Origin of the sequence: Flavobacterium subsaxonicum WB 4.1-42 = DSM 21790, assembly GCF_000422725.1 — a bacterium.
Classification (GTDB): domain Bacteria; phylum Bacteroidota; class Bacteroidia; order Flavobacteriales; family Flavobacteriaceae; genus Flavobacterium; species Flavobacterium subsaxonicum.
This window is the reverse complement of the sequence record NZ_KE383911.1, coordinates 159,238-179,348: the sequence shown is the minus strand read 5'-3', so window position 1 is coordinate 179,348 and position 20,111 is coordinate 159,238. Positions and strand designations below refer to the sequence as shown.

The window sequence follows — 20,111 nt, the reverse complement described above, 5'->3', positions numbered from 1 at the left end:
CCGTTGCCGGTTTAGGGTTTAAAGTTTACGGTTTTGAGTTGAATTAGATAGGTTTTTTGCTGTACGTTACTTTCTTCACGTACCGTCTTTGCGAGGAGGCACGACGAAGCAATCTATTTTTGTTGAATTAGGTAGTAGATAAGTTGGTGCAACAGATTGCTTCATCGTGCCTCCCTTTAAAGACGTACACGAGATATAGTGCGTGCTTCTTTTTCACGCAACGTCTTTGCGAGGGAGGCACGACCGCGGCAATCCCACTGGAAATTTTAAAATGACTAAGATTATTGTATTACGCAAAAATAAACAGGTATTGTATGTCCCCTCTTCACATACCGTCTTTGCGAGGAGGCACGACGAAGCAATCTATTTTTGTTGAAATTTACGTAGTAGATAAGTAGGTGTAACAGATTGCTTCGTCGTGCCTCCTCGCAAAGACGGTATGTTAATGTTATGTCTTTTCAGTGTCTGTTATCTCACGTCTATTATCTCACGTCTATCATCTATTATCTCACATCTATAATCTCACATCTATAATCTGCTTAAACAGAAAAAACAATGTAGGCAAAACGGTAGAGAGCGTTATACTGCAAGAGTAAGCACAGCGGAGTGAAGCTAAGGCCTTAAACGCCGTTGCGTTAAACAAAATATAAGCCGAGGCGTTAAAAACGATTTGGTGTTTGAGCGGCAGCGAGTTCAAATCGTTTAGCCGGCGTTTATATTTTGTAGCATAAGGGGTTTGGAGCCTTGAATTTTTGATTCTTTTGTTTCAAGACAAAAGAATAGAGATAAACAGAAAAAGCCACCCGGTGTGTAACAGGATGGCTCTTCCACTTAAATATAGCAAGATGAAAACTATAAATCCAAAGTATAAGATAACGTAAGGTTATTGTTGGTGCTTTTTACCCTTGCGGCATCGGTAAGGCCGGGGGTAACAAGGGCAACATCGGCCTTGCGCTGGTACCATGCGTAGGCAAGGTCTATTCTTGATCCTCCAAAATTAATGCCAAACCCGCCCGAAAACCCGTTAAGGTTGCCAATAGTGGTCTCATTTTTATACGGACTCTGCTCGTAGCGGTAACCGCCCCTTAAGCTAAATTGTTTAATACGGTATTCGCCACCAATACGCACCTCGCTGGCCGTTTGCATAGTGCTTTTAAGCTCGGCATTAAGCGCACTGTATTTAGAGCCGGTGTATTGGGTGTTGGTATAATCTTTAACAGCGTAGTCTACACTTAAAAGGCCGTGTTTGCCAAATACATAGGCAAGGCTGCCCGTCCATTTAGAAGGCGATTTAATAGTGTAATCGTCAAAAGTAAAGGTAATGCCCGGGTCGGTTACAAACGTGCCGCCACCGTTGTTGGCAATAACGCGTTGGGTAACATCGTCCTGTAGCCTTAGCCACGTTGGGCTTTGGTAAGCAAGGCCGGCCCTAAACTGCTCTGTAACCTTTACAATAGCACCTAAATCGAACGATACGCCACCGCCGTAGGTATACCTTTCGGTATCAAACTGTAAAGAGCGCAGCCCTTCGGCACCATTGTTATTCGTGTCTTCGTAAAAGCTGGTGTTGTTTACGTAATCTGTAAAATGCACATTAATATTAGCACCCAAATACAGCCTTTTTACAAGCTGGGCAGCAAAGTTAAGGGCAATTTTACCGTTATAGCCCGATGTATTTATGTAGCTGTCCTGGTAATAGTTACCGTTAGACGGCACGTTAGATACATAGGTTGTTTGCCCGTTAGATGTAGACGGGTTAAAAACATAAGCATTGTAGCCCAGGTAGGCCTGTTGGTCTATATAATTCAAATCGCCAAAATAGCCATTTTGCAACGTGCCTAAAGGTATAGCGCCCTCGTTGCCAATGCCGTTGGCATAGCGTAAAAAGTATTTATCGATCGAATTGTTAGGGTTAACGCCCGCAATGCGGATGTTATTATCAAAACTACTGGTGTTTTCATAATTAAAGCCAAGGGTAAATTTTTGCATCGTAGCATCTTCCCTCGCATTATTAAAAACAAAAACAGCCCCCAGTTGGTTAAGGTCGAAAGAGTTGTCGTTCTTTTTAACCCCTGTTCCAAAATAGTTGGCACTGTTGCTGGTATTATAGCTGGTTGCAGAAGCCGTACCCGAGTTATATACAAATATTGCCGACCCGGCAGGGTTTACCATCATGGCAGATGGGTCTCCGCCCACGGCGCCAAACGCCCCGGCCATAGCCCTAAAGCGCGCAGTACCGGTAATGTTTCCCATAGAATACCTAACAGCATCGGCAGCCGTATTAATATCCTGCTGTGCGTAGGTTGTGGCTGCTGCCAGAACTGCGGCAGCGGTAAATAAATATTTTTTCATAGGTTATTTATTGTAGTGTAAAAAAAAGGTTCCATGCTGTTATGTTTAATAATAACATGGAACCGGTATATTTATTATCCTCTGCGTCCGCCGCCTCCGCCGCCGCCACGAGAACCACCGCCCCCGCCGCCGCCGGAAGACCTGCCTCCGCCAAAGCTTCCGCCGCTGCTACTGCTTCTTGATGGTGCGCTGTAGCTTGGGCTGCTGCTTCTTGAAGGAGAGCTTGATGGCGTGTAGCTTCTTGAAGGTGCACTGCCAGAGTTGCTTCTTGATGAGTTGCTGTACGAGCTTCTGGTAGAGCCACTGTTATTATATTGTGGCGCATTGCCCCTTGTTCTAACCGTGTTTACACTACGTCCATTGTTGTTGTAGTTGTTTCGGCTGCTGTTAAAGCGTGCAGTGCTAACTGTAGCACGGCCGGTGCTGTATCGTCCGTTAGCGTTTCTGCCGCCGGTAGCATACCTTCCGTTATTAACGTTGGCATTTCTGCCGGTGTTGCTGCCCCTGCCGCCGTTATAGTAGGTGCCAGAACGTCTTGGGTAGTTGTTGGCATAATGGTTGCCGCCGTAGTAGCCTCCGCCATAATAACCTCCACCGTAGTAGCCACCCCAGCCATAACCGCCACCCCAACCGTAACCGCCGCCCCAGCCCCAGCCAAGACCTAAGCCCCAGCCGCCGCCCCAACCCCAGCCGCCATAGTAGCCGCCGTAATAAGGGTAACCGCCCCAGCCATAACCGTAGTAAGGGTAGCCCCAGCCACCCCAGCCGCCGTAACCATAGCCGGCATAGTTGCCGCCATAAATGTTTACGTTAACGTCGTCAGTCTGTTCGCCCCAGCCGCCGTAAGATGTTACGCCCTGCCTGTCGGTTCCATTGTAAACACTATCGTTAGAGGTATAATTATCTACATCGGTAACCACCGGAGGGTACTGGTCCTGCAACGACTCAAAATAAGTGGCATAGCCGTTATTTTGGCCCGTTACTTCGCCATCTTTATATTGAGATACGTTACCGTCGTTATAATTATATACAGGCTGGTTATTAGCATCTCTCGGCACAGTGCCGTATATGCCATCGGTATCGTTAGCCGACGTATTTTGGTAAGAACTGCACGATGCAGCTACCATGCCAAGTAACCCCAAAAGAGAAAAGAAGGAAACCCGGCGCATATTTAAGTATTCAGTTTTCATATCTCTGCATTTTTTTATTGTTCAACATACAAAAATAGTTAGTTTTGCTAAACTATTTATACAAATAAAGTTAAACAATTTTTGTGCCAATAATTTACAATGAGTAAGAATTTAACAAAGCGATCTGAAGATTATTCCAAGTGGTATAATGAACTGGTTGTAAAAGCAGATTTAGCCGAAAATTCGGCCGTTAAAGGGTGTATGGTTATCAAACCGTACGGCTACGCAATATGGGAAAAAATGCAGGCAGAATTAGACAGGATGTTTAAAGAAACCGGCCACCAAAATGCTTATTTTCCGCTGTTTATACCCAAGTCTTTTTTTAGCAAAGAGGCCAGCCACGTAGATGGCTTTGCTAAAGAGTGTGCCGTGGTTACTCATTACAGGCTGCGCACCGCTGCCGATGGCAAGACCATTGAGGTAGACCCGGATGCCAAACTGGAAGAAGAGCTTATAGTGCGTCCAACATCTGAAACGATTATATGGAATACCTATAAAGGCTGGATACAAAGCTACCGCGACCTGCCGTTGCTTATTAACCAATGGGCTAACGTAGTGCGCTGGGAGATGCGTACCAGGCTGTTTTTGCGTACTGCCGAGTTTTTATGGCAGGAGGGGCACACCGCCCACGCCACGCAAACCGAGGCTATTGCCGAGGCAGAACAAATGGTGAACGTGTATGCCGAGTTTGCCGAGAACTTTATGGCTATACCGGTTATAAAAGGTATTAAAACCGAGAACGAGCGTTTTGCCGGTGCGGTAGAAACCTATTGTATCGAGGCGCTAATGCAGGACGGTAAAGCCCTGCAGGCGGGTACATCGCACTTTTTGGGTCAGAATTTTGCCAAGGCGTTCGATGTTAAGTTTGCTAATAAAGAGGGTAAGCAGGATTACGTTTGGGCAACCTCGTGGGGTGTATCTACCCGACTGATGGGTGCGCTGGTAATGACGCACTCTGACGATAACGGCCTTGTGCTGCCGCCAAACCTGGCGCCAATACAGGTGGTTATTGTGCCTATTTATAAAGGCGACGAGCAGTTTGATGCCATATCTGTAGAAGCCAAGCAGCTAATGGCCCGTTTAAGAAAGCTGGGCATAAGCGTTAAGTATGATGATAGGGATACGCACAAACCGGGCTTTAAATTTAACGAATACGAGCTTAAAGGCGTGCCTTTGCGTGTGGCTATAGGGCCAAACGACCTTGCTAATGGTACTTTTGAGGTGGCAAGGCGCGATACCCTTACCAAAGAAACCGTAATTAGTGCCGATATTGTTACCTACATACAGGATATGCTGGAGCAAATACAGCAAAATTTGTTTACCAAGGCGCTCGATTTTAGAAATTCGCACATTACAGAGGTAAATACCTTCGAAGAATTTAAAGACGTTTTAAGCAATAAAACCGGCTTTGTATCAGCCCATTGGGATGGCACAACAGCCACCGAAGAAAAGATTAAAGAGCTTACAAAAGCAACCATTAGGTGCATTGCTTTAGACAGGGTAGAAGAGGCCGGAACCTGTGTATTTACTGGTGCTCCAAGCCAGGGCAGGGTACTGTTTGCTAAGGCATATTAATTTTTTTTAAAAAATTTTGTTTGGGCTATTGCAGAAGTAAAAAACAGTTGTATATTTGCATCCGCATTAGAGAAACAAAATGGCCCGTTCGTCTATCGGTTAGGACGCCAGGTTTTCATCCTGGTAAGGGGGGTTCGATTCCCCCACGGGCTACAAAAGCAGGAATGGTAATTCCGGTTACTGCGCTAAAGAGCAATCGGTCCGTTCGTCTAGGGGTTAGGACGCCAGGTTTTCATCCTGGTAACAGGGGTTCGATTCCCCTACGGACTACAATTAAAACATTAACAAAGTTATTTAAGTTAAGAAAAAATGGCAAATCACAAGTCAGCTTTAAAGAGAATAAGAACAAGCGAAAAGAAAAGGGTTTTAAACAGATACCAACATAAAACTACCCGTAATGCAATTAAAGCTATACGTGTGGCTACTGTTAAATCTGAAGCTTCAGAAAAATTATCATCAGTAATTTCTATGATCGATAAATTAGCTAAGAAAAACATCATTCACGCTAATAAGGCTTCAAACCTTAAATCAAAACTTACAAGGCACGTAGCATCTCTTAACTAATCCAAGAGATACACGAAGTACAATATTTGAAAGCTCCCATTACGGGAGCTTTTTTTGTTTATATTGGTTGTGTGAATTATGATGAGATAAGGTTGCTATAGGCTATATGGGTTATTGTGGCGTGGCTTGATTAGGAGGAGCGACATATCTATACATACTATAACGTAATAAACTTCGGAGAAGCGGCATGTTAATTTATATGCCGCTTCTCCTAAGCTCAAAAAATACCTTCAAAATCATTTGGCTATAGATATGCCGTCCCTCCGGGACTCATGTGCGTCTTCTGCGATAGCGCAGATTTGTAATCCGTGCCTTTAAACTTTTAGCGCATCTATATTAATTCCCTACGGGAAATCTATCTTATCGTGTAAATTTTTTCTACCGAAATGTAATCCCTACGGGATATAGTAGAGGTTTAGCTTTCCTGTTAGGGAAATAATTTCAATGCGATAATACATTGTTTAAGCTTATATTTATGAAAATAATTTGATGCAAAAGTGAGGGATATTGCTTGATTTATCCCGGAGGGATTAAATTTCGGTAGAAAAAGAGAAGGCTTGGTTTTAATTTTCCCGTAGGGAATTAATACTAACTGCTGCGATAGCGCAGATTTGTAATCCGTGCCTTTAAACTTTTAGCGCATCTATATTAATTCCCTACGGGAAATCTATCTTATCGTGTAAATTTTTTCTACCGAAATGTAATCCCTACGGGATATAGTAGAGGTTTAGCTTTCTTATTGGGGAATAATTTTGATGTTATAACAAATTGTTTAAGCTTATATTGCGAAAATAATTTGATACAAAAGTGAGGGATATTGCTTGATTTATCCCGGAGGGATTACATTTCGGTAGAAAAAGAGAAGGCTGGTTTTAATTTTCCCGTAGGGAATTAATACTAACTGCTGCGATAGCGCAGATTAACTAAAGAAGTAAATGGTATACGAAAATTGGGAGTTTTCGAGTAAGGCAGAGGTTGAAGATATATTGGGTATAGGTACAAGCGATGCTATTGTAAGGGCAATTGTAGGGGCTGTAAATGGTATTGATGATTGGGTCTGGCTACAGGATTTATGTTGGAAATATACGGATCATCCTGATTTTTGGGTAGCTAATGCTGCGATACGAGGTTTAGGTGATATTGCCCGACTACACAAAACTTTAGATGAAGCCAAGATTATGGAAAATTTTAATAAAATTTCAAGCGTAAGATTACAATCTTCTATAAAGGATGCTTTAGAGGATATTGAGATCTTTTTGAGGTAAAATTTGTGTGATTATAATTATATAGGTTGAAATTCCACAATCCAAAATTGTTAATTATGAAATTATTCGACATTTCCGGTTCTAAGGATTCTCTTAAAGGCAAGATAGAAGCTATTAAGGTTGAGATGGAGAAAACTACTTTGCTTAGTTTTAGTGGTAAAGTAGATGTAATGCATTATGGTGCTTACGAGATAAATCCTAAGTATCTGGTGTTTTGGATATGTATAGGTGCTGATGAAGACAAGAAAAGCTTACAAAATAATGTAGAGCTAAATAGCCGGTTACGAAATTTACTAATTGAACATAAATATCCGGCGGAAGCTATTGGCGAAGTTTATATAGGATTTGAATCTCAGGAAACCGTAGACAGAGAGTCTGGTGGAAATTGGTGGCACCATTTTAAGTAGTAGTCATCAGCCCCTTTACTGAAACAATCCTTTCAGTACTACATTAAAAATAGCAGCGTAATTTTGCAGCTATAAATACTTCCCGTTACATATTTGCTTAGTTACCTTTTAAAATGTTTAACCATTTTAAGCCAACGCCCAAAAAAGCAATTGCCGGGGGTGGCACGCCTCAAAATAAACAACGAACTTATATTAAATTCGGTTATTTTTTAGGCGACCCTGTTGCGCTTGCCAGAGCCCGGCATCCTAAAGCCGACCCAATTCCTGCTGAAAGCCCTGTTTCTGAACCTATACTTACGCAGATTCCTGCCCTTATACGTCCTAAAAAAATAGCAAAGAAGGCCTCTGCGCGCAGTTATCTGTGTAAAGACTCTTCTGTTTTGGGCGTAAATATCAATTTCACAAACCGCAAACGTAGCCTTACGGCTGACGAATTATTTGGGATTATGCCTAATACCAACACATCGCAACAACATTGCCGTGGCGGGCCGTAAACTTTAATTTTCCTAATAGTGTAACCTGATTTCCTTCCGTTCTTTGACATATTGAAATTAATGCGTAACATCTAATTATCCAATAATCTAAAAATCTAACCATCAAATTTTTGCTTTCTTTTCTTCGGCAAGTTCTATATCATCGGCATCGGCTTCCATAGACTCCTGCTCGTGTACGGCTTTGGCTTCGTACTGAAGGTTAATATAGATGGGAAAGTGATCGGAATCAAAGTTGTTTAAACGCCTCATTTCTTTCAGCTTAAAGTCGGTCGAAATAAACGCGTGGTCTAACGGAAACCGCATTATGGGGTAGTGCGCATGAAACGAATTAAAAAAGCCCCTGCCACGGCGCGGGTCGAGCAGGCCACTCATTTTAAGGAACAACTCTGTAGTGTAGCTCCAGGCCACATCATTAAGGTCGCCAATAACAATAACCGGCAGGCTGTTATCTTTAGCAAGGTCGGCCACCAATAGCAACTCCTTATCGCGCTCGGTACTTCTGGGGTTCTCGTTGGGTACCGGCGGGGTGGGGTGCACGGCGTAGAGCTGTACCTGCTGCCCGTTCTTTAACAGTACTTTGGTGTGGATGGATGGTATGTCTTTTTCAACCAAAAACTTAATTTCAGAGTCTGCCAGTTCCAGTTTAGAGTATAGTAGCATGCCGTACGTGTTGTCTATAGGTACTTTTACGCTAAACGGATATTTAGTACTCAGTTCGGCCGTTTCGTTATCCCAGCGGTGGCTGGTTTCCAATAGCAGTACAATATCGGGGTTGGCTTTGTTAATCTCGGCCAGGCAGCCTTTGTAGTTGGTGTTATCTTCAAAAACGTTGGCAATCATCAGGCTCACGCTTTGGTCGGCCACGTGTTTTGTAACGCGCAGCACCTGCTTTTTTCCAAAAACGGTAAAAGGCGCAATTAAATACGCCAGGTATATAATGTTGGCACCAATGGCAATAGTTAGGCACCAGTGCAAAATATCATCTCGTTTGAAGTAGTTTATGAGCAAAAAAAAGCTCACGCAAGACATGGTAAATTTTTGCAGCCTGGGGTAATCAAACACCCTGAACACCCAATAATCGTTTTTTATTAGGGGCAGCAACGTAAAAATTAAGAGCAGTATAGCGAGCAACGTAGTAAAAATAATCATGTAGTAGCGTGGGTGGGGAATTACGTGTTAAAAAACACCTCAAAGATAAACGCTAATGTAAGGTGCTGCTGTTATAAAATACTTAAAAGATTACACTACGGTGGGTAGAAAAAAAGGCAGCCAACTTTCGCCGACTGCCTTCTGCACAAAAAAAAATTCCCAACCCTATTTCTTTATAATTTTTTTGGTAGACGATTCGCCGCCCTCAAAATCCATTTGCATAAAGTAAACCCCCGGCAGTAGTGTGGTTATGTTTACCGAATTATTAGTTATCTGGCTGTGGCTAAAAACTTTAATAGCCTGGCCTATAGTATTTATAAAAGTAATAGTGCTTAAAGCAGAAGTATTGCCCTGTATGTATACCATATCTTCGGCAGGGTTTGGATATACCATCGTTGCTGTAGTAAGCTCCTGGTCTTTAGTGCTAAGAATGCCGTTATGTTCTACTACAAAAAACAACTGGTTTGAAAGGTTTACATCGTTCCACTTGCCTTTTGTGCCCAAAGGCCAGTTGGTAAGGGCAAGGCCAAGGCCGTCCTGCCCGCCGTTTGGCCCCCAGTTATCAGGTTCGTTGCCCCAGTTGGTGTAACGGCCATCTACGGCCTGCCCGCTTGCCGTGCCCTGCCAAAACTGGTTGGCAACAGCATCGTTATTGCCGTTCCATACCCAGGCACCTTCGCTGGCCATATCATTGCCGCCAATCCAAACGTACGATGCTCCGCCGCCATCGGGCGCAACAGTTGCTGCCATTGTTAAATTGGCAAGCTGCAGTTGTATGTTTATGGCGTTTTGTTCGTAAGCGGTACCAATCTCGGCCAGGTAGCCACCGCGTGCAACAGCGCAGGCGGCAGCATCTGCCCAGGTTTTAGCCTCTTTAATAATCTCGTAGCTTTTGCCGTTGTGTGTAAACGTTAATACGTTATTTGGGTTAGCGCATTGTGCAAAGCCGGTAAATAAAGGGGCCATAATAAAAAGCAATAGTAAAGGAGTTTTCTTTTTCATAATCGTATCGTTTTAAGATTTCTATCAGTAATTTCTATAGCCAAAACTATAAATTACTAACAAAAAGCAGATTATGAAAAACCCGTGTTTACTTATGGATTTCGATTTAATGCAATCTTTTTAGGAGAGTGGTTTAATCGGATAAGTTATCTAATTTTAAGGATGGTTACAGATAGTCTTTTATTTTATGAGACAATACGGCAATAAGTTCTTTTTGGTAGTATTTGAATTTATCGGGTATATTGAGCACCACTATTTTGCCACCGTGCTTGTTTGCAGTGTATTGTTTTACCGTTTTAGAATGGCTGCTTTCCATCACAAAAATAATATCGGCCCAGCTTAAAAGATCTTCGGTAATGGGGTTGGTGCCTTCTTTTTCACACAGTTTAATGTTGGTGCCACACGATTTAAAATGCAGGTGGGGGTAAAGGCCGTTAAAATAATCTTCGCCGGTTTTAGAACGCTGCTTATTAGCCGAACACACAAATAGAATTTTCCGGCTCATGTATTCTTATTTTTTGAAGATGCGATGTATAAGTAGGAGGCAATTGCAAAGAGTATAAACCAGTGTACTATATTAAAAAGTAGTATATAGAACCAGTACATTATAGAACCGCCACCGTCTGACTGATAAATAAGCCCATACACAAAGTAAGAGGTGTAAACCAAATTAGCACCCCCATTTATAAACAGCACCACTTTTTTATTTTTACTTTTTGATACGAGCCAAAACAAAGTTGCCCAAAAAATAACGAATACTAAAATAAGTAATTGGTTGTCGCTGTTCATCTAAGTCTATTTATATGCTTCTTTAAAAGTAACAGCCAAATATTGTTGTACGTCGTAAAAGATTTTTAATGCAGATACATGATGTAAATCCTCCGCATCTATCAATACCCATCTATAGGTGGCTGATTTGGATTGTGGTCCATTTATGATGATGGTTACCATAGCATCGTGAGATGCCTTTGGAAGGCTGTAACTTAGATAGTGCTTTTTACTTTTTTGTTTTGCCTTATCGTTTTTTTTCTGAATTTCATCTTCTGTAAGTTGTATAATGTAGTTCAGGTTCTTTTTTAAAAGATTTTGGTAGATTACATCAGCGTCAAAAGTAAAGATTTCTGTGAGCATAGGTTGTGTGCTTTCAATTTTTGGCAACATATCATTCTCCAAATTTTTAATAAGATATCCGCTATAATTATTGTCGACTTTAGTGATGTAAAATTCGCGGTAATTTTCCGGAGTTTTAATAATTACCGAATTTTGAGGATTGATTAACTTTATGATGGAATCGCCAACATGGCTAAAAGATAAAGTGCTCTGTGTTCTCGTAGCTTTAGTAAGCTCTTGCGATCTCAGGTTAAAACCTGAAATAAGTAATAGCAATAGAATAATGATTCTCATTATAGGATTCTTAGTTATCAAATATACCCAAATAACCGTAACCTAAAAACAAAAACCACCCTTGTGGGGTGGCTTTGCTGTAAATATTCAGATAATTAGTTTCGGTTATACACCCTTATGTAGTCTACCAGCGTAGTGCACGGAAAAACCGCACTGGGTACAATGGCACCGCCATAGCTGTAAGTATCATTACCGCCCACACCCGCCGAAAGTATAAAGTAAAATTTATGCTCAAAAGGTTTCCATTCGTTAAAATGGTTAGTGTACTCTGATTTCATTACGTTCTTGCCGTTAATGCTAACGGTGCTCTTAGCATCCTCGCCATCGGGGGTGTTGCCCAGGGCAGCGCCATCGTTCATGTAATTAATATGATACACATGCTCGTCTATACTAAACTCAATACGGTCCATGTACCAGTCGATCCTGTATAAATGATAACCGCCAGATCCTGTATTAGGTGTATTATCTGCCACCGGCCATCCGCCAAACTGAGGGTCGGTGTTGGGTTTTTGCTGTTCGGCATAATTGTAGTAAGCGCCCATGTGGCCGTGGTTCCAGCTCTGAAACTGGTTGTTCTCCCAAAACCAGGCATAGTGCACGCTGCCAAGGTTGGCATAGGGTATGGCGCCCACATATTCCATAACATCAATTTCGCCGCCCTGTGGCCACATAATATAAGGCTGGTCGGCAGGTTTTTCGGCAGGCATCATCCAGAAGGCAAAGCCCTGGCCCTTGTATTTTACATCGCGCGCCCAAATGCGCGCCTCGATACGCGTGCCCGGCCCGGCCGAAAATTTAGTGTTGGTATTAATGCGTCCGCTGGTATAATTGCGGTCCATATAGGTTTCTTTTCGGGTAGTAATGGCAAGGGCACCCTCGGTAGTAGCGGTAGGGGCTAAAAAGCTTACATTCTCCGGCCTGTCGGTGGCGCGGTCAAGCTGGCCGGTACCAAAATCGCCGTTAACACCGGTACCGGTTTCGTACACCCATTTTGTAGGGTCTAAGGCGGTGCCTTCAAACTCGTCGTTCCACAGCAGGGTATAGCCCTGGTATTGGGTAATTACAGGCACAAGCACAGCAGGTGGAGTTTCGGGGTCGGGTTGTGGCTCGGGGAATATAACAACAGGCTCATTGGCGGTAGCAGAATCGTCGCTGCCGCAGCCCGCAAGCACTGCGAGCATAAAAAATGCACTAAAAATACGTTTCATAAAAATGCGAATTTGGGTTAGAATAATTGGATCTGGAAAAGTTTTTTTTATAAAAAATGGATACGCAAATATAGCTAAATTTTGGTTTTACTATATCGGTTTCGAAATTTTATGTGTTTGATATGGTGGGAAGTAATAGTGTGTTTTTTACACTAAAGGAAGGTTGGGAGGTAAGGATGCCTGAAGATGTGGCGTATTACTAAAACGTGGTGTATATGCTACCTTTTCAGGACTGGTTGCGGAGCAGGCATAAAAAAACCACCGCGTGGGTAGTTTAGATTGTTATTTTATTTTAGGCAACCCCGTTTTTTTTAAGGTTGCATTTGCCTTGTCTAATTTATCCTGAAAAAGTGGTTTCGTTTTATATTCTTCCAAACTTTTGTCGATTATAATAGACGGGATTTTGTATATGTTCATTGTGTCTTATATTTTATGTATTGACCATCTGGAATTTGGTTTTAACTGTGAAACTCCATCTATCTTAATAATTTTTCCATCCCTACCATCTCTCAACATTTGTCTAAAATTAAAGCCGGGCTTAGGTCCAATTTTATTAGATAAAATTCCGTTCTCATTTAATAGTTCGGCACATTGATCCGCAGTTAATGAAGATATATTGTTTTCAATCATATATGACTGAAGAAAAGTAGAGGCAGTTTTAATCAGGAGTTCGTTATATGATATCATAACAATTAATGTTTTTGTTTCAGATTAAGATGTGATTTTATTATTACTCTCAAATATAATCATTTAAAACAAAAAAAACCGCCCTCATCAGGCGATTTCATATATAAGGTACAAGAGAAGTTATATTCTCTTTAACTGCTGTTTCATCATCGTAACCTGGTCTTTCAGCATGTTTTGCTTGTCCAGTTTTTTAACCTCTGCAAGTAAGCCTGTGGCTTCTATCTTACGGCGTTTTGTAATGGCAATACCGGCAAGGTTAAGTTTGGCCATAGCCATATCTTGGTCCATATTAAGGCCAAGGGCAACTGCTTTTTTAAGGTGCTTTTCGGCTTCCTTAAGGTTGGTCTGGCTTAGCATAAGGCCTTTAAGGTAGTTATAGTAGCCTTCCTGCTTAGGCACAAGGGCCGTGTGCGGGTCTTTTATTTTATCCAGCCATTTGTTGGCGCCTTCAAAATCCTGTTTTCTTAATTTTAAGAAGGCCAGGATAATAATTTCGTTTTTAAAATACAGTAAAACAAACATACCGGCCAGCAATAATAAGAAAATGCCGTTGCCAATATTACTCTCTGTAAACTGCCATACGGCTGTTATAACGGTTAAAGCGGTAAGAACCAGCTTAAGGTTTTTATTAAACATAAGGTTTATATAATTTTACGGCTGCAAAGGTAGTAAATTCCAATAAAAAATATTTTTTTAAAAAGTACTTGTGCAAAAAAAAAAGGTTTGTATATTTGCACTCGGTTTTAGGGTAGCTATATCCTTATTCCTAAGATAAAGATATTTCAACACAAGATTTAAAGATACAAAGCAATGAGTAAGAGAACGTTTCAACCATCGAAAAGAAAAAGAAGAAATAAGCACGGTTTTATGGACAGGATGGCTTCTGCCAACGGAAGAAAAGTGCTTGCTCGCAGAAGAGCTAAAGGAAGACATAAGTTAACTGTTTCTTCTGAGCCAAGACATAAAAAATAATGTTTATATTAAACATATATAAAGGTGTTACTTATTTTTAGTAACGCCTTTTTTTATACCCAACAAAAAACCCCCTTCCGTAACTACCGGAAAAAGGGGGATTTTTTTGAAAAATAAAGAGTAAATTTGCACCGTCGCCCCGCAGGGAATTTTAAACACAACTACAATACAAAAAAATGCCTAAAGACACTTCCATCAAATCTGTTTTAATCATCGGCTCAGGCCCTATCGTTATTGGCCAGGCCTGCGAATTTGATTATGCCGGCTCTCAGTCTGCGCGCTCTATCAGAGAAGAAGGTATAGAGGTTATCCTGATAAACTCTAATCCTGCTACTATTATGACCGACCCATCAATGGCCGATCATGTGTACCTGAAGCCGCTTACCACAAAGTCGATCATAGAAATACTTAAAGCACACCCAAATATAGATGCTGTACTGCCTACCATGGGTGGCCAGACGGCGCTTAACCTTTGCCTTGAGGCCGAGGAAAAAGGTATTTGGAGCGACTTTAACGTAAGGCTGATTGGTGTAGATGTTAATGCCATTAATATTACCGAAGACAGGGAGCAGTTTAAACAATTGCTTGAGCGTATAGGCATACCGGCAGCACCGGCTAAAACGGCTAACTCTTTTCTTAAAGGTAAAGAGATAGCGCAGGAGTTTGGTTTCCCGCTGGTTATACGTCCGTCATTTACCTTAGGGGGTACAGGGGCCGCTTTTGTACACCGCAAAGAAGATTTTGACGACCTGCTAACCTACGGATTAGAAATGTCGCCTATACACGAGGTGCTTATAGATAAAGCCCTTTTAGGCTGGAAAGAATACGAATTAGAGCTACTGCGCGACCAGAATGATAACGTGGTAATTATTTGCTCTATCGAAAATATGGACCCAATGGGCATCCACACCGGAGACAGTATTACTGTAGCGCCTGCAATGACGCTTAGCGATACTACCTTCCAGAAAATGAGGGATATGGCCATCCTGATGATGCGCAGCATTGGTAACTTTGCCGGTGGCTGCAACGTTCAGTTTGCGGTAAGCCCCGATGAGAAAGAAGATATCGTGGCCATCGAGATTAACCCTCGTGTGTCGCGTTCATCGGCCCTGGCCTCTAAAGCTACGGGGTACCCAATTGCAAAAATTGCCTCTAAACTGGCATTAGGCTATAACTTAGACGAGCTTCAAAACCAGATAACAAAATCTACATCGGCCTTATTTGAGCCTACGTTAGACTATGTTATCGTAAAAATACCACGCTGGAACTTTGACAAGTTTGAAGGGGCTGACAGAACGTTAGGCCTTCAGATGAAATCGGTAGGCGAGGTTATGGGCATTGGGCGCTCGTTCCAGGAGGCGCTGCACAAGGCTACACAATCGCTCGAAATTAAGCGTAACGGGCTTGGTGCCGATGGTAAAGGCTACACAAACTACGAGCAAATTATAGACAAACTTACCCACGCAAGCTGGGATCGTGTGTTTGTAATTTATGATGCCATACAAATGGGCATTCCGTTAAGCCGCATCCACGAAATTACTAAGATAGATATGTGGTTCCTTAAACAATATGAGGAGCTTTACAGCCTTGAAAGAGAGGTTTCTAACTTTAAGATAGACACACTGCCTAAAGAACTTTTACTTGAGGCTAAGCAAAAAGGCTTTGCCGACAGGCAAATTGCCCACATGATGGGTTGCCTTGAAAGCGAAGTGTACAACAAGCGCGAAGAAATGGGCGTTAAGCGCGTTTATAAGCTGGTTGATACCTGCGCAGCCGAGTTTGAGGCTAAAACACCTTACTACTATTCTACTTTTGAAGCCGAAATTGAAAGGGCAGACGGTAGCCGATATGTACATAACGAAAGTATAGTATCTGACAGGAAAAAAGTGGTGGTACTGGGCTCTGGCCCTAACCGAATTGGCCAGGGTATTGAGTTTGACTACTCTTGTGTGCACGGTGTTCTTGCCGCGTCTGAGTGTGGTTACGAAACTATTATGATTAACTGTAACCCGGAAACAGTATCAACCGATTTTGATACGGCCGATAAGCTGTACTTTGAGCCGGTGTTCTGGGAGCATATATACGATATTATCCGCCATGAAAAACCGGAAGGTGTAATAGTTCAGTTGGGTGGGCAGACTGCCCTTAAGCTGGCCGAAAAGCTGGACCGTTATGGCATTAAAATATTAGGTACCAGCTTTGATGCGCTGGATCTTGCCGAAGACAGGGGCCGTTTTTCTGAACTGCTTACCGAGCTTGGCATTCCTTTCCCACAATTTGGTATAGCCGAAAGCGCTGATGAAGCGAGCAAGCTTGCCGAAACGCTGGACTTCCCGCTATTGGTGCGCCCATCGTACGTACTGGGTGGCCAGGGTATGAAGATCGTTATCAACAAACAGGAACTTGAAGAGCACGTTATCGACCTGCTTAAAAGCATACCGGGCAACAAGCTGCTTTTAGACCATTACTTAGATGGTGCCATAGAGGCTGAAGCCGATGCCATTTGCGATGGCGAAGATGTTTACATTATAGGCATCATGGAGCACATAGAGCCTTGTGGTGTACACAGCGGCGATAGTAACGCTACCTTGCCACCGTTTAACTTAGGCGAGTTTGTAATGCAGCAAATTAAAGACCACACCAAAAAAATAGCGCTGGCGCTAAAAACGGTAGGCCTTATAAACATACAGTTTGCCATTAAAGACGATATTGTTTACATAATAGAGGCTAACCCACGCGCAAGCCGCACGGTGCCATTTATTGCCAAAGCGTATGGCGAGCCGTATGTAAACTACGCTACCAAAGTTATGCTGGGCGCTAAAAAAGTAAAAGACTTTACTTTTAACCCGCAGCTTAAAGGCTTTGCTATCAAGCAGCCGGTATTCTCTTTCAGCAAATTCCCTGGAGTGAATAAAAAACTTGGACCGGAAATGAAATCAACCGGAGAGAGCATCCTCTTTATAGACGACCTTAAAGACGACCAGTTTTACGAACTGTACTCACGCCGTAAAATGTACCTGAGCAGGTAACATTATCCGGTAGAGGCGTTGCACCGCAACATCTAAATATGGATTGCAAAGCAATATTTATTATAACCAAAAGCCCTCAATCGAGGGCTTTTGTTGTTTATATCGGGTTTTGATATTACTTTTTAATTCGCGTTAGCAGCACATCCAGCCTGCGTTTGTTGTACTGCTGTACCAGCGCCGGATAAAAATGGAATAGCACATTGCTTATCAATAGCGGTACTACGGCCATGTTATGCGGCTTATAACGGTAGGCAAAGGCAGCTACAGCCAGTACGCATATAAACGCAACAAGGTGACTAATTTCGGCGTAGGTCATTTCTTTTCTAAGGTTAAGCAGTTCGTCTCGCGTAGCCCTCCCGGTAATTTTAATTTTAGGATTAAAGTGCCTCCAAAAGCTGGTTATAAGCATCTGCCTGAAATAAAGCACTCCCAAATATTTATTGGCCTTATCACTTTTTACAAAATTAAGGTGCGACAGCCTATGGTAAAACGGCAGGTTCATTAAAATATAATTAATAAGCAGGCCCACAACGGCAAAACCAAAGGCAATAGTTATAGATCCGAATACAGAGGCAAGAGTCATAATCAGTGGTTTATAAAAAGGTAAATATAGCTAAATCTAAAAATTGGGCAAAACAAAGCCCCACAATTGCAGGGCTTTGAAATTTATAAATGATCTATATCTTATTTAAGATGCCTTGCAAAAAAGCCCATCATGCATTTGTACAGCTCAATGCGGTTCTCTTCGCGGCCAAAGCCGTGGCCTTCGTCATACTTAACCATGTATGGGGTGTCCATGCCTTTTTTTCTAAGGCTTTCAACAATCTGGTCGCTTTCGTTAATGTTAACCCTTGGGTCGTTAGCACCCTGAACCACAAACAGCGGTTTCTTCATCTTATCGATATTCAGTGCCGGAGATACCGCCTTCATAATCTCCTGGTCGGCAGGGCTGTTCTCGTCATACCACTGCTCATACACCTGTGCCAGGTACGGTTTCCAGTACGGTGGGAACGATTTAAAGAACGTAAACAGGTTAGAAACCCCAACGTAGTCGATACCGCAAGTGTATAAATCAGGCGTTTTTACAAGGCTGCCAAGGGTAGCAAGGCCACCGTAGCTGCCGCCGTAAATAGCCACTTTATCTTCTTTAATTAAGCCAAGCGTTTTAGCGTAGGCAACACCATCTTCGAGGTCGTTAAGCATATTGCGGCCAATTTGTTTGTTGCCTGCCATAGAAAACTCCTTGCCATAACCACCGGAGCCACGGTAATCTACCTGCAAAGTGGCATAGCCCCTGCTGGCAAACAATTGCGTTTCGGGGTTAAAGCCCCAACTGTCTCTTGGCCCGTAAGGCCCGCCATGCGGATTAATAATCAACGGAACTTTCTTAGATTTAGAAGCCTCTTTAGGTATGGTAAGGTATCCGTAAAGGTCTAAACCATCCCTCGACTTGAATTTAATAGGGCGCATTTCGGCCATATCTTCTTCCTTAAGCTGTGGCGCAAGGTTAAACAGCTCTTTAAAGGTGCCTTTGGTAATATCATATAAATAATAGGTGCCATACAGCTTATCGCTGGTAACATACACCAGGCATTTATCCTCATTATCGGTAACGCCGGCAATGCCAAAATCTTTATCGCCAAATTGCTTTTGCATCTGGGCATGGACCTTTTTATAGGTAGCACTTACGGGTATGGTAAAATCTTTCTGGCCGCTGTAAAAATAGTAATCTACCTCGTAGCCCCTTTTGCGCGATGTTACCAGTCCGCCAACGTCAAACGTGGAGTTAGCGTACACCTTTTTAATGGTTTTCTTTTTCTCAAGGTCGTATAAAATAATCTCGCGGGTGTTGTTTTCCAGGTTGGTAAGCACATACGCATCGTGCGGGTTAGGCGTGGTATAGTCGAAATCAATAATCGAAAAATCGTCTTTCCACGTGGTTTTCATAACCTGTACAAACGGTTTGTCATCTGCAGTGCGGTAAAACAATACATTATCGGTACCGTTTTGTTGCTGGGTGTAGCCGCGCAGCTTACCGTCTTTATCAAAATCGTAACCGCCAATAGGGTTGGCAGCATCTTTATTTTCGTACAGCTTAACCAATTCGCCGGTTTTAATATTTACTTTATACGGCTCAAAAATTTCTTTGTTGTCCTTATTCATAAGCACGATCATAAAATCGGGCTGATCTTTTAATAGCTTCAAAATATTGGCCTTAACACCATCAAAAGGGGTAAGGTCTTTTTTGTTGCTGCCATCCAGGTCTACCGCGTTGATGTGAAAGTTCTCATCGCCACCCTTATCCTGCATAAAAATAAGGCGGGCATTACCGGCCCATGCATAGCCGCGAATAAGCTCGTCTTTTTCTTCAATAACCTTTTTAACATCGTTATTGGTAGTGTTTTTTACATACACGTGGCTCTTGCCATTAGCATCGCGCTCTTTGTACGACAGGTACTGCCCGTTAGGCGAAAACTGAAACGAGCTTTGCGATGGTTTTTTAAAATAATCGGCTACAGAGTATTTGTAGGTACCGGTTTCGGCGGCAGCAAGCTTAGCCAGGTCTTCTTTAGACGATACCAGCGCCGGGTTGCCGGGCAGGGTTTCTTTGGCAGTCTGCGCGCCTGCAAGGCTAACGGCGCTACATGCCACAATGGTTGCTAACAGTTTGTTCATTTTGTTGTTAATTGATTTGATGATTATAAGATTGTACCCAAATATAGAAAATATTAGTAAAAGTAATTTTACAAAATGCATTGTTCTTATCAGGGTACTGCTAATATGTCGGCAATTTTAATAAAATGTTACAGTAA

At 42.4% G+C, this 20,111-nt stretch carries 18 protein-coding genes and 2 tRNA genes; 9 read left to right on the top strand and 11 right to left on the bottom strand.

What is annotated here, in order from left to right; genetic code table 11:
* Positions 1–852: 852 nt before the first annotated feature.
* Both G509_RS0119240 and G509_RS23665 read right to left on the bottom strand, forming a co-directional pair.
* Positions 853–2,352, bottom strand: a complete 1,500-nt coding sequence (locus tag G509_RS0119240; protein WP_026993027.1) for an OmpP1/FadL family transporter — start codon at positions 2,350–2,352, stop codon at positions 853–855.
* Between the two features lie 74 nt (positions 2,353–2,426).
* Positions 2,427–3,542, bottom strand: coding sequence for a hypothetical protein (locus G509_RS23665; protein WP_026993026.1), 1,116 nt, complete (start codon positions 3,540–3,542; stop codon positions 2,427–2,429).
* 99 nt (positions 3,543–3,641) lie between these two features.
* On the opposite strand from G509_RS23665, the gene proS reads away from it, so the two are divergent.
* The 7 genes from proS (at position 3,642) to G509_RS0119200 (ending at position 7,847) form a co-directional block, all read left to right on the top strand.
* The gene (gene proS, locus G509_RS0119230; RefSeq protein WP_026993025.1) at positions 3,642–5,117 is read left to right on the top strand and encodes a proline--tRNA ligase; all 1,476 of its coding nucleotides are present in this window, start codon (positions 3,642–3,644) and stop codon (positions 5,115–5,117) included.
* Positions 5,118–5,198: 81 nt separating this feature from the next.
* Positions 5,199–5,270: transfer RNA gene (locus G509_RS0119225), tRNA-Glu, on the top strand.
* A gap of 45 nt (positions 5,271–5,315) precedes the next feature.
* Positions 5,316–5,387: transfer RNA gene (locus G509_RS0119220), tRNA-Glu, on the top strand.
* A gap of 39 nt (positions 5,388–5,426) precedes the next feature.
* Positions 5,427–5,681: a 30S ribosomal protein S20 gene (rpsT, locus tag G509_RS0119215; RefSeq protein WP_026993024.1), complete on the top strand. Its 255-nt coding sequence runs from the start codon at positions 5,427–5,429 to the stop codon at positions 5,679–5,681.
* A gap of 935 nt (positions 5,682–6,616) precedes the next feature.
* A complete protein-coding gene (locus G509_RS0119210; protein ID WP_026993023.1) occupies positions 6,617–6,946 on the top strand; it encodes a hypothetical protein in 330 nt (109 codons plus the stop codon).
* A gap of 56 nt (positions 6,947–7,002) precedes the next feature.
* On the top strand, positions 7,003–7,353 hold the full coding sequence (locus G509_RS0119205; protein WP_131450730.1) for a hypothetical protein: 351 nt from the start codon (positions 7,003–7,005) through the stop codon (positions 7,351–7,353).
* A gap of 113 nt (positions 7,354–7,466) precedes the next feature.
* On the top strand, positions 7,467–7,847 hold the full coding sequence (locus G509_RS0119200; protein ID WP_026993021.1) for a hypothetical protein: 381 nt from the start codon (positions 7,467–7,469) through the stop codon (positions 7,845–7,847).
* A gap of 102 nt (positions 7,848–7,949) precedes the next feature.
* Here G509_RS0119200 and G509_RS0119195 read toward each other — a convergent pair whose 3' ends face one another.
* From G509_RS0119195 to G509_RS0119160, 7 genes are all read right to left on the bottom strand, one after another.
* Positions 7,950–8,996 carry an endonuclease/exonuclease/phosphatase family protein gene (locus tag G509_RS0119195; protein ID WP_026993020.1) on the bottom strand — a complete coding sequence of 349 codons (1,047 nt, stop codon included), beginning with the start codon at positions 8,994–8,996 and terminating at the stop codon, positions 7,950–7,952.
* Positions 8,997–9,161: 165 nt separating this feature from the next.
* A complete protein-coding gene (locus G509_RS0119190) occupies positions 9,162–9,998 on the bottom strand; it encodes a T9SS type A sorting domain-containing protein (RefSeq protein ID WP_026993019.1) in 837 nt (278 codons plus the stop codon).
* 166 nt (positions 9,999–10,164) lie between these two features.
* On the bottom strand, positions 10,165–10,503 hold the full coding sequence (locus G509_RS0119185; RefSeq protein ID WP_026993018.1) for a phosphotyrosine protein phosphatase: 339 nt from the start codon (positions 10,501–10,503) through the stop codon (positions 10,165–10,167).
* A 290-nt stretch (positions 10,504–10,793) separates the two neighbouring features.
* A complete protein-coding gene (locus tag G509_RS0119175) occupies positions 10,794–11,402 on the bottom strand; it encodes a hypothetical protein (protein WP_026993016.1) in 609 nt (202 codons plus the stop codon).
* A 95-nt stretch (positions 11,403–11,497) separates the two neighbouring features.
* Positions 11,498–12,610 (bottom strand): glycoside hydrolase family 16 protein, encoded by a 1,113-nt coding sequence (locus G509_RS22575; RefSeq protein ID WP_051200384.1) that lies wholly within the window; start codon positions 12,608–12,610, stop codon positions 11,498–11,500.
* Between the two features lie 423 nt (positions 12,611–13,033).
* Positions 13,034–13,297 carry a hypothetical protein gene (locus G509_RS0119165; RefSeq protein WP_026993015.1) on the bottom strand — a complete coding sequence of 88 codons (264 nt, stop codon included), beginning with the start codon at positions 13,295–13,297 and terminating at the stop codon, positions 13,034–13,036.
* Positions 13,298–13,417: 120 nt separating this feature from the next.
* Positions 13,418–13,933, bottom strand: a complete 516-nt coding sequence (locus tag G509_RS0119160; protein WP_026993014.1) for a tetratricopeptide repeat protein — start codon at positions 13,931–13,933, stop codon at positions 13,418–13,420.
* A 174-nt stretch (positions 13,934–14,107) separates the two neighbouring features.
* Here G509_RS0119160 and rpmH point away from each other — a divergent pair, with 174 nt between their 5' ends.
* Together rpmH and carB are read left to right on the top strand one after the other, a co-directional pair.
* Positions 14,108–14,269, top strand: a complete 162-nt coding sequence (gene rpmH, locus G509_RS23195; protein WP_008464848.1) for a 50S ribosomal protein L34 — start codon at positions 14,108–14,110, stop codon at positions 14,267–14,269.
* A 176-nt stretch (positions 14,270–14,445) separates the two neighbouring features.
* Complete coding sequence (carB, locus tag G509_RS0119145; protein WP_026993013.1) at positions 14,446–17,298, top strand: carbamoyl-phosphate synthase large subunit; 2,853 nt, start codon at positions 14,446–14,448, stop codon at positions 17,296–17,298.
* A gap of 115 nt (positions 17,299–17,413) precedes the next feature.
* On the opposite strand, the gene G509_RS0119140 is transcribed toward carB, so the two are convergent.
* Positions 17,414–17,881, bottom strand: coding sequence for a glycosyl-4,4'-diaponeurosporenoate acyltransferase CrtO family protein (locus tag G509_RS0119140; protein ID WP_026993012.1), 468 nt, complete (start codon positions 17,879–17,881; stop codon positions 17,414–17,416).
* Positions 17,882–17,982: 101 nt separating this feature from the next.
* The gene (locus tag G509_RS0119135; protein ID WP_026993011.1) at positions 17,983–19,974 is read right to left on the bottom strand and encodes a S9 family peptidase; all 1,992 of its coding nucleotides are present in this window, start codon (positions 19,972–19,974) and stop codon (positions 17,983–17,985) included.
* Between the last annotated feature and the right edge of the window lie 137 nt (positions 19,975–20,111).

Coding starts and splice junctions, on each gene's coding strand:
- carB (WP_026993013.1), top strand. CDS start 14,446: ATGCCTAAAGACACTTCCATCAAATCTGTTTTAATCATCGGCTCAGGC.
- G509_RS23665 (WP_026993026.1), bottom strand. CDS start 3,542: ATGAAAACTGAATACTTAAATATGCGCCGGGTTTCCTTCTTTTCTCTT.
- G509_RS0119165 (WP_026993015.1), bottom strand. CDS start 13,297: ATGATATCATATAACGAACTCCTGATTAAAACTGCCTCTACTTTTCTT.
- G509_RS0119160 (WP_026993014.1), bottom strand. CDS start 13,933: ATGTTTAATAAAAACCTTAAGCTGGTTCTTACCGCTTTAACCGTTATA.
- G509_RS22575 (WP_051200384.1), bottom strand. CDS start 12,610: ATGAAACGTATTTTTAGTGCATTTTTTATGCTCGCAGTGCTTGCGGGC.
- rpsT (WP_026993024.1), top strand. CDS start 5,427: ATGGCAAATCACAAGTCAGCTTTAAAGAGAATAAGAACAAGCGAAAAG.
- G509_RS0119135 (WP_026993011.1), bottom strand. CDS start 19,974: ATGAACAAACTGTTAGCAACCATTGTGGCATGTAGCGCCGTTAGCCTT.
- G509_RS0119185 (WP_026993018.1), bottom strand. CDS start 10,503: ATGAGCCGGAAAATTCTATTTGTGTGTTCGGCTAATAAGCAGCGTTCT.
- proS (WP_026993025.1), top strand. CDS start 3,642: ATGAGTAAGAATTTAACAAAGCGATCTGAAGATTATTCCAAGTGGTAT.
- G509_RS0119205 (WP_131450730.1), top strand. CDS start 7,003: ATGAAATTATTCGACATTTCCGGTTCTAAGGATTCTCTTAAAGGCAAG.
- G509_RS0119210 (WP_026993023.1), top strand. CDS start 6,617: ATGGTATACGAAAATTGGGAGTTTTCGAGTAAGGCAGAGGTTGAAGAT.
- rpmH (WP_008464848.1), top strand. CDS start 14,108: ATGAGTAAGAGAACGTTTCAACCATCGAAAAGAAAAAGAAGAAATAAG.
- G509_RS0119175 (WP_026993016.1), bottom strand. CDS start 11,402: ATGAGAATCATTATTCTATTGCTATTACTTATTTCAGGTTTTAACCTG.
- G509_RS0119140 (WP_026993012.1), bottom strand. CDS start 17,881: ATGACTCTTGCCTCTGTATTCGGATCTATAACTATTGCCTTTGGTTTT.
- G509_RS0119240 (WP_026993027.1), bottom strand. CDS start 2,352: ATGAAAAAATATTTATTTACCGCTGCCGCAGTTCTGGCAGCAGCCACA.
- G509_RS0119190 (WP_026993019.1), bottom strand. CDS start 9,998: ATGAAAAAGAAAACTCCTTTACTATTGCTTTTTATTATGGCCCCTTTA.
- G509_RS0119195 (WP_026993020.1), bottom strand. CDS start 8,996: ATGATTATTTTTACTACGTTGCTCGCTATACTGCTCTTAATTTTTACG.
- G509_RS0119200 (WP_026993021.1), top strand. CDS start 7,467: ATGTTTAACCATTTTAAGCCAACGCCCAAAAAAGCAATTGCCGGGGGT.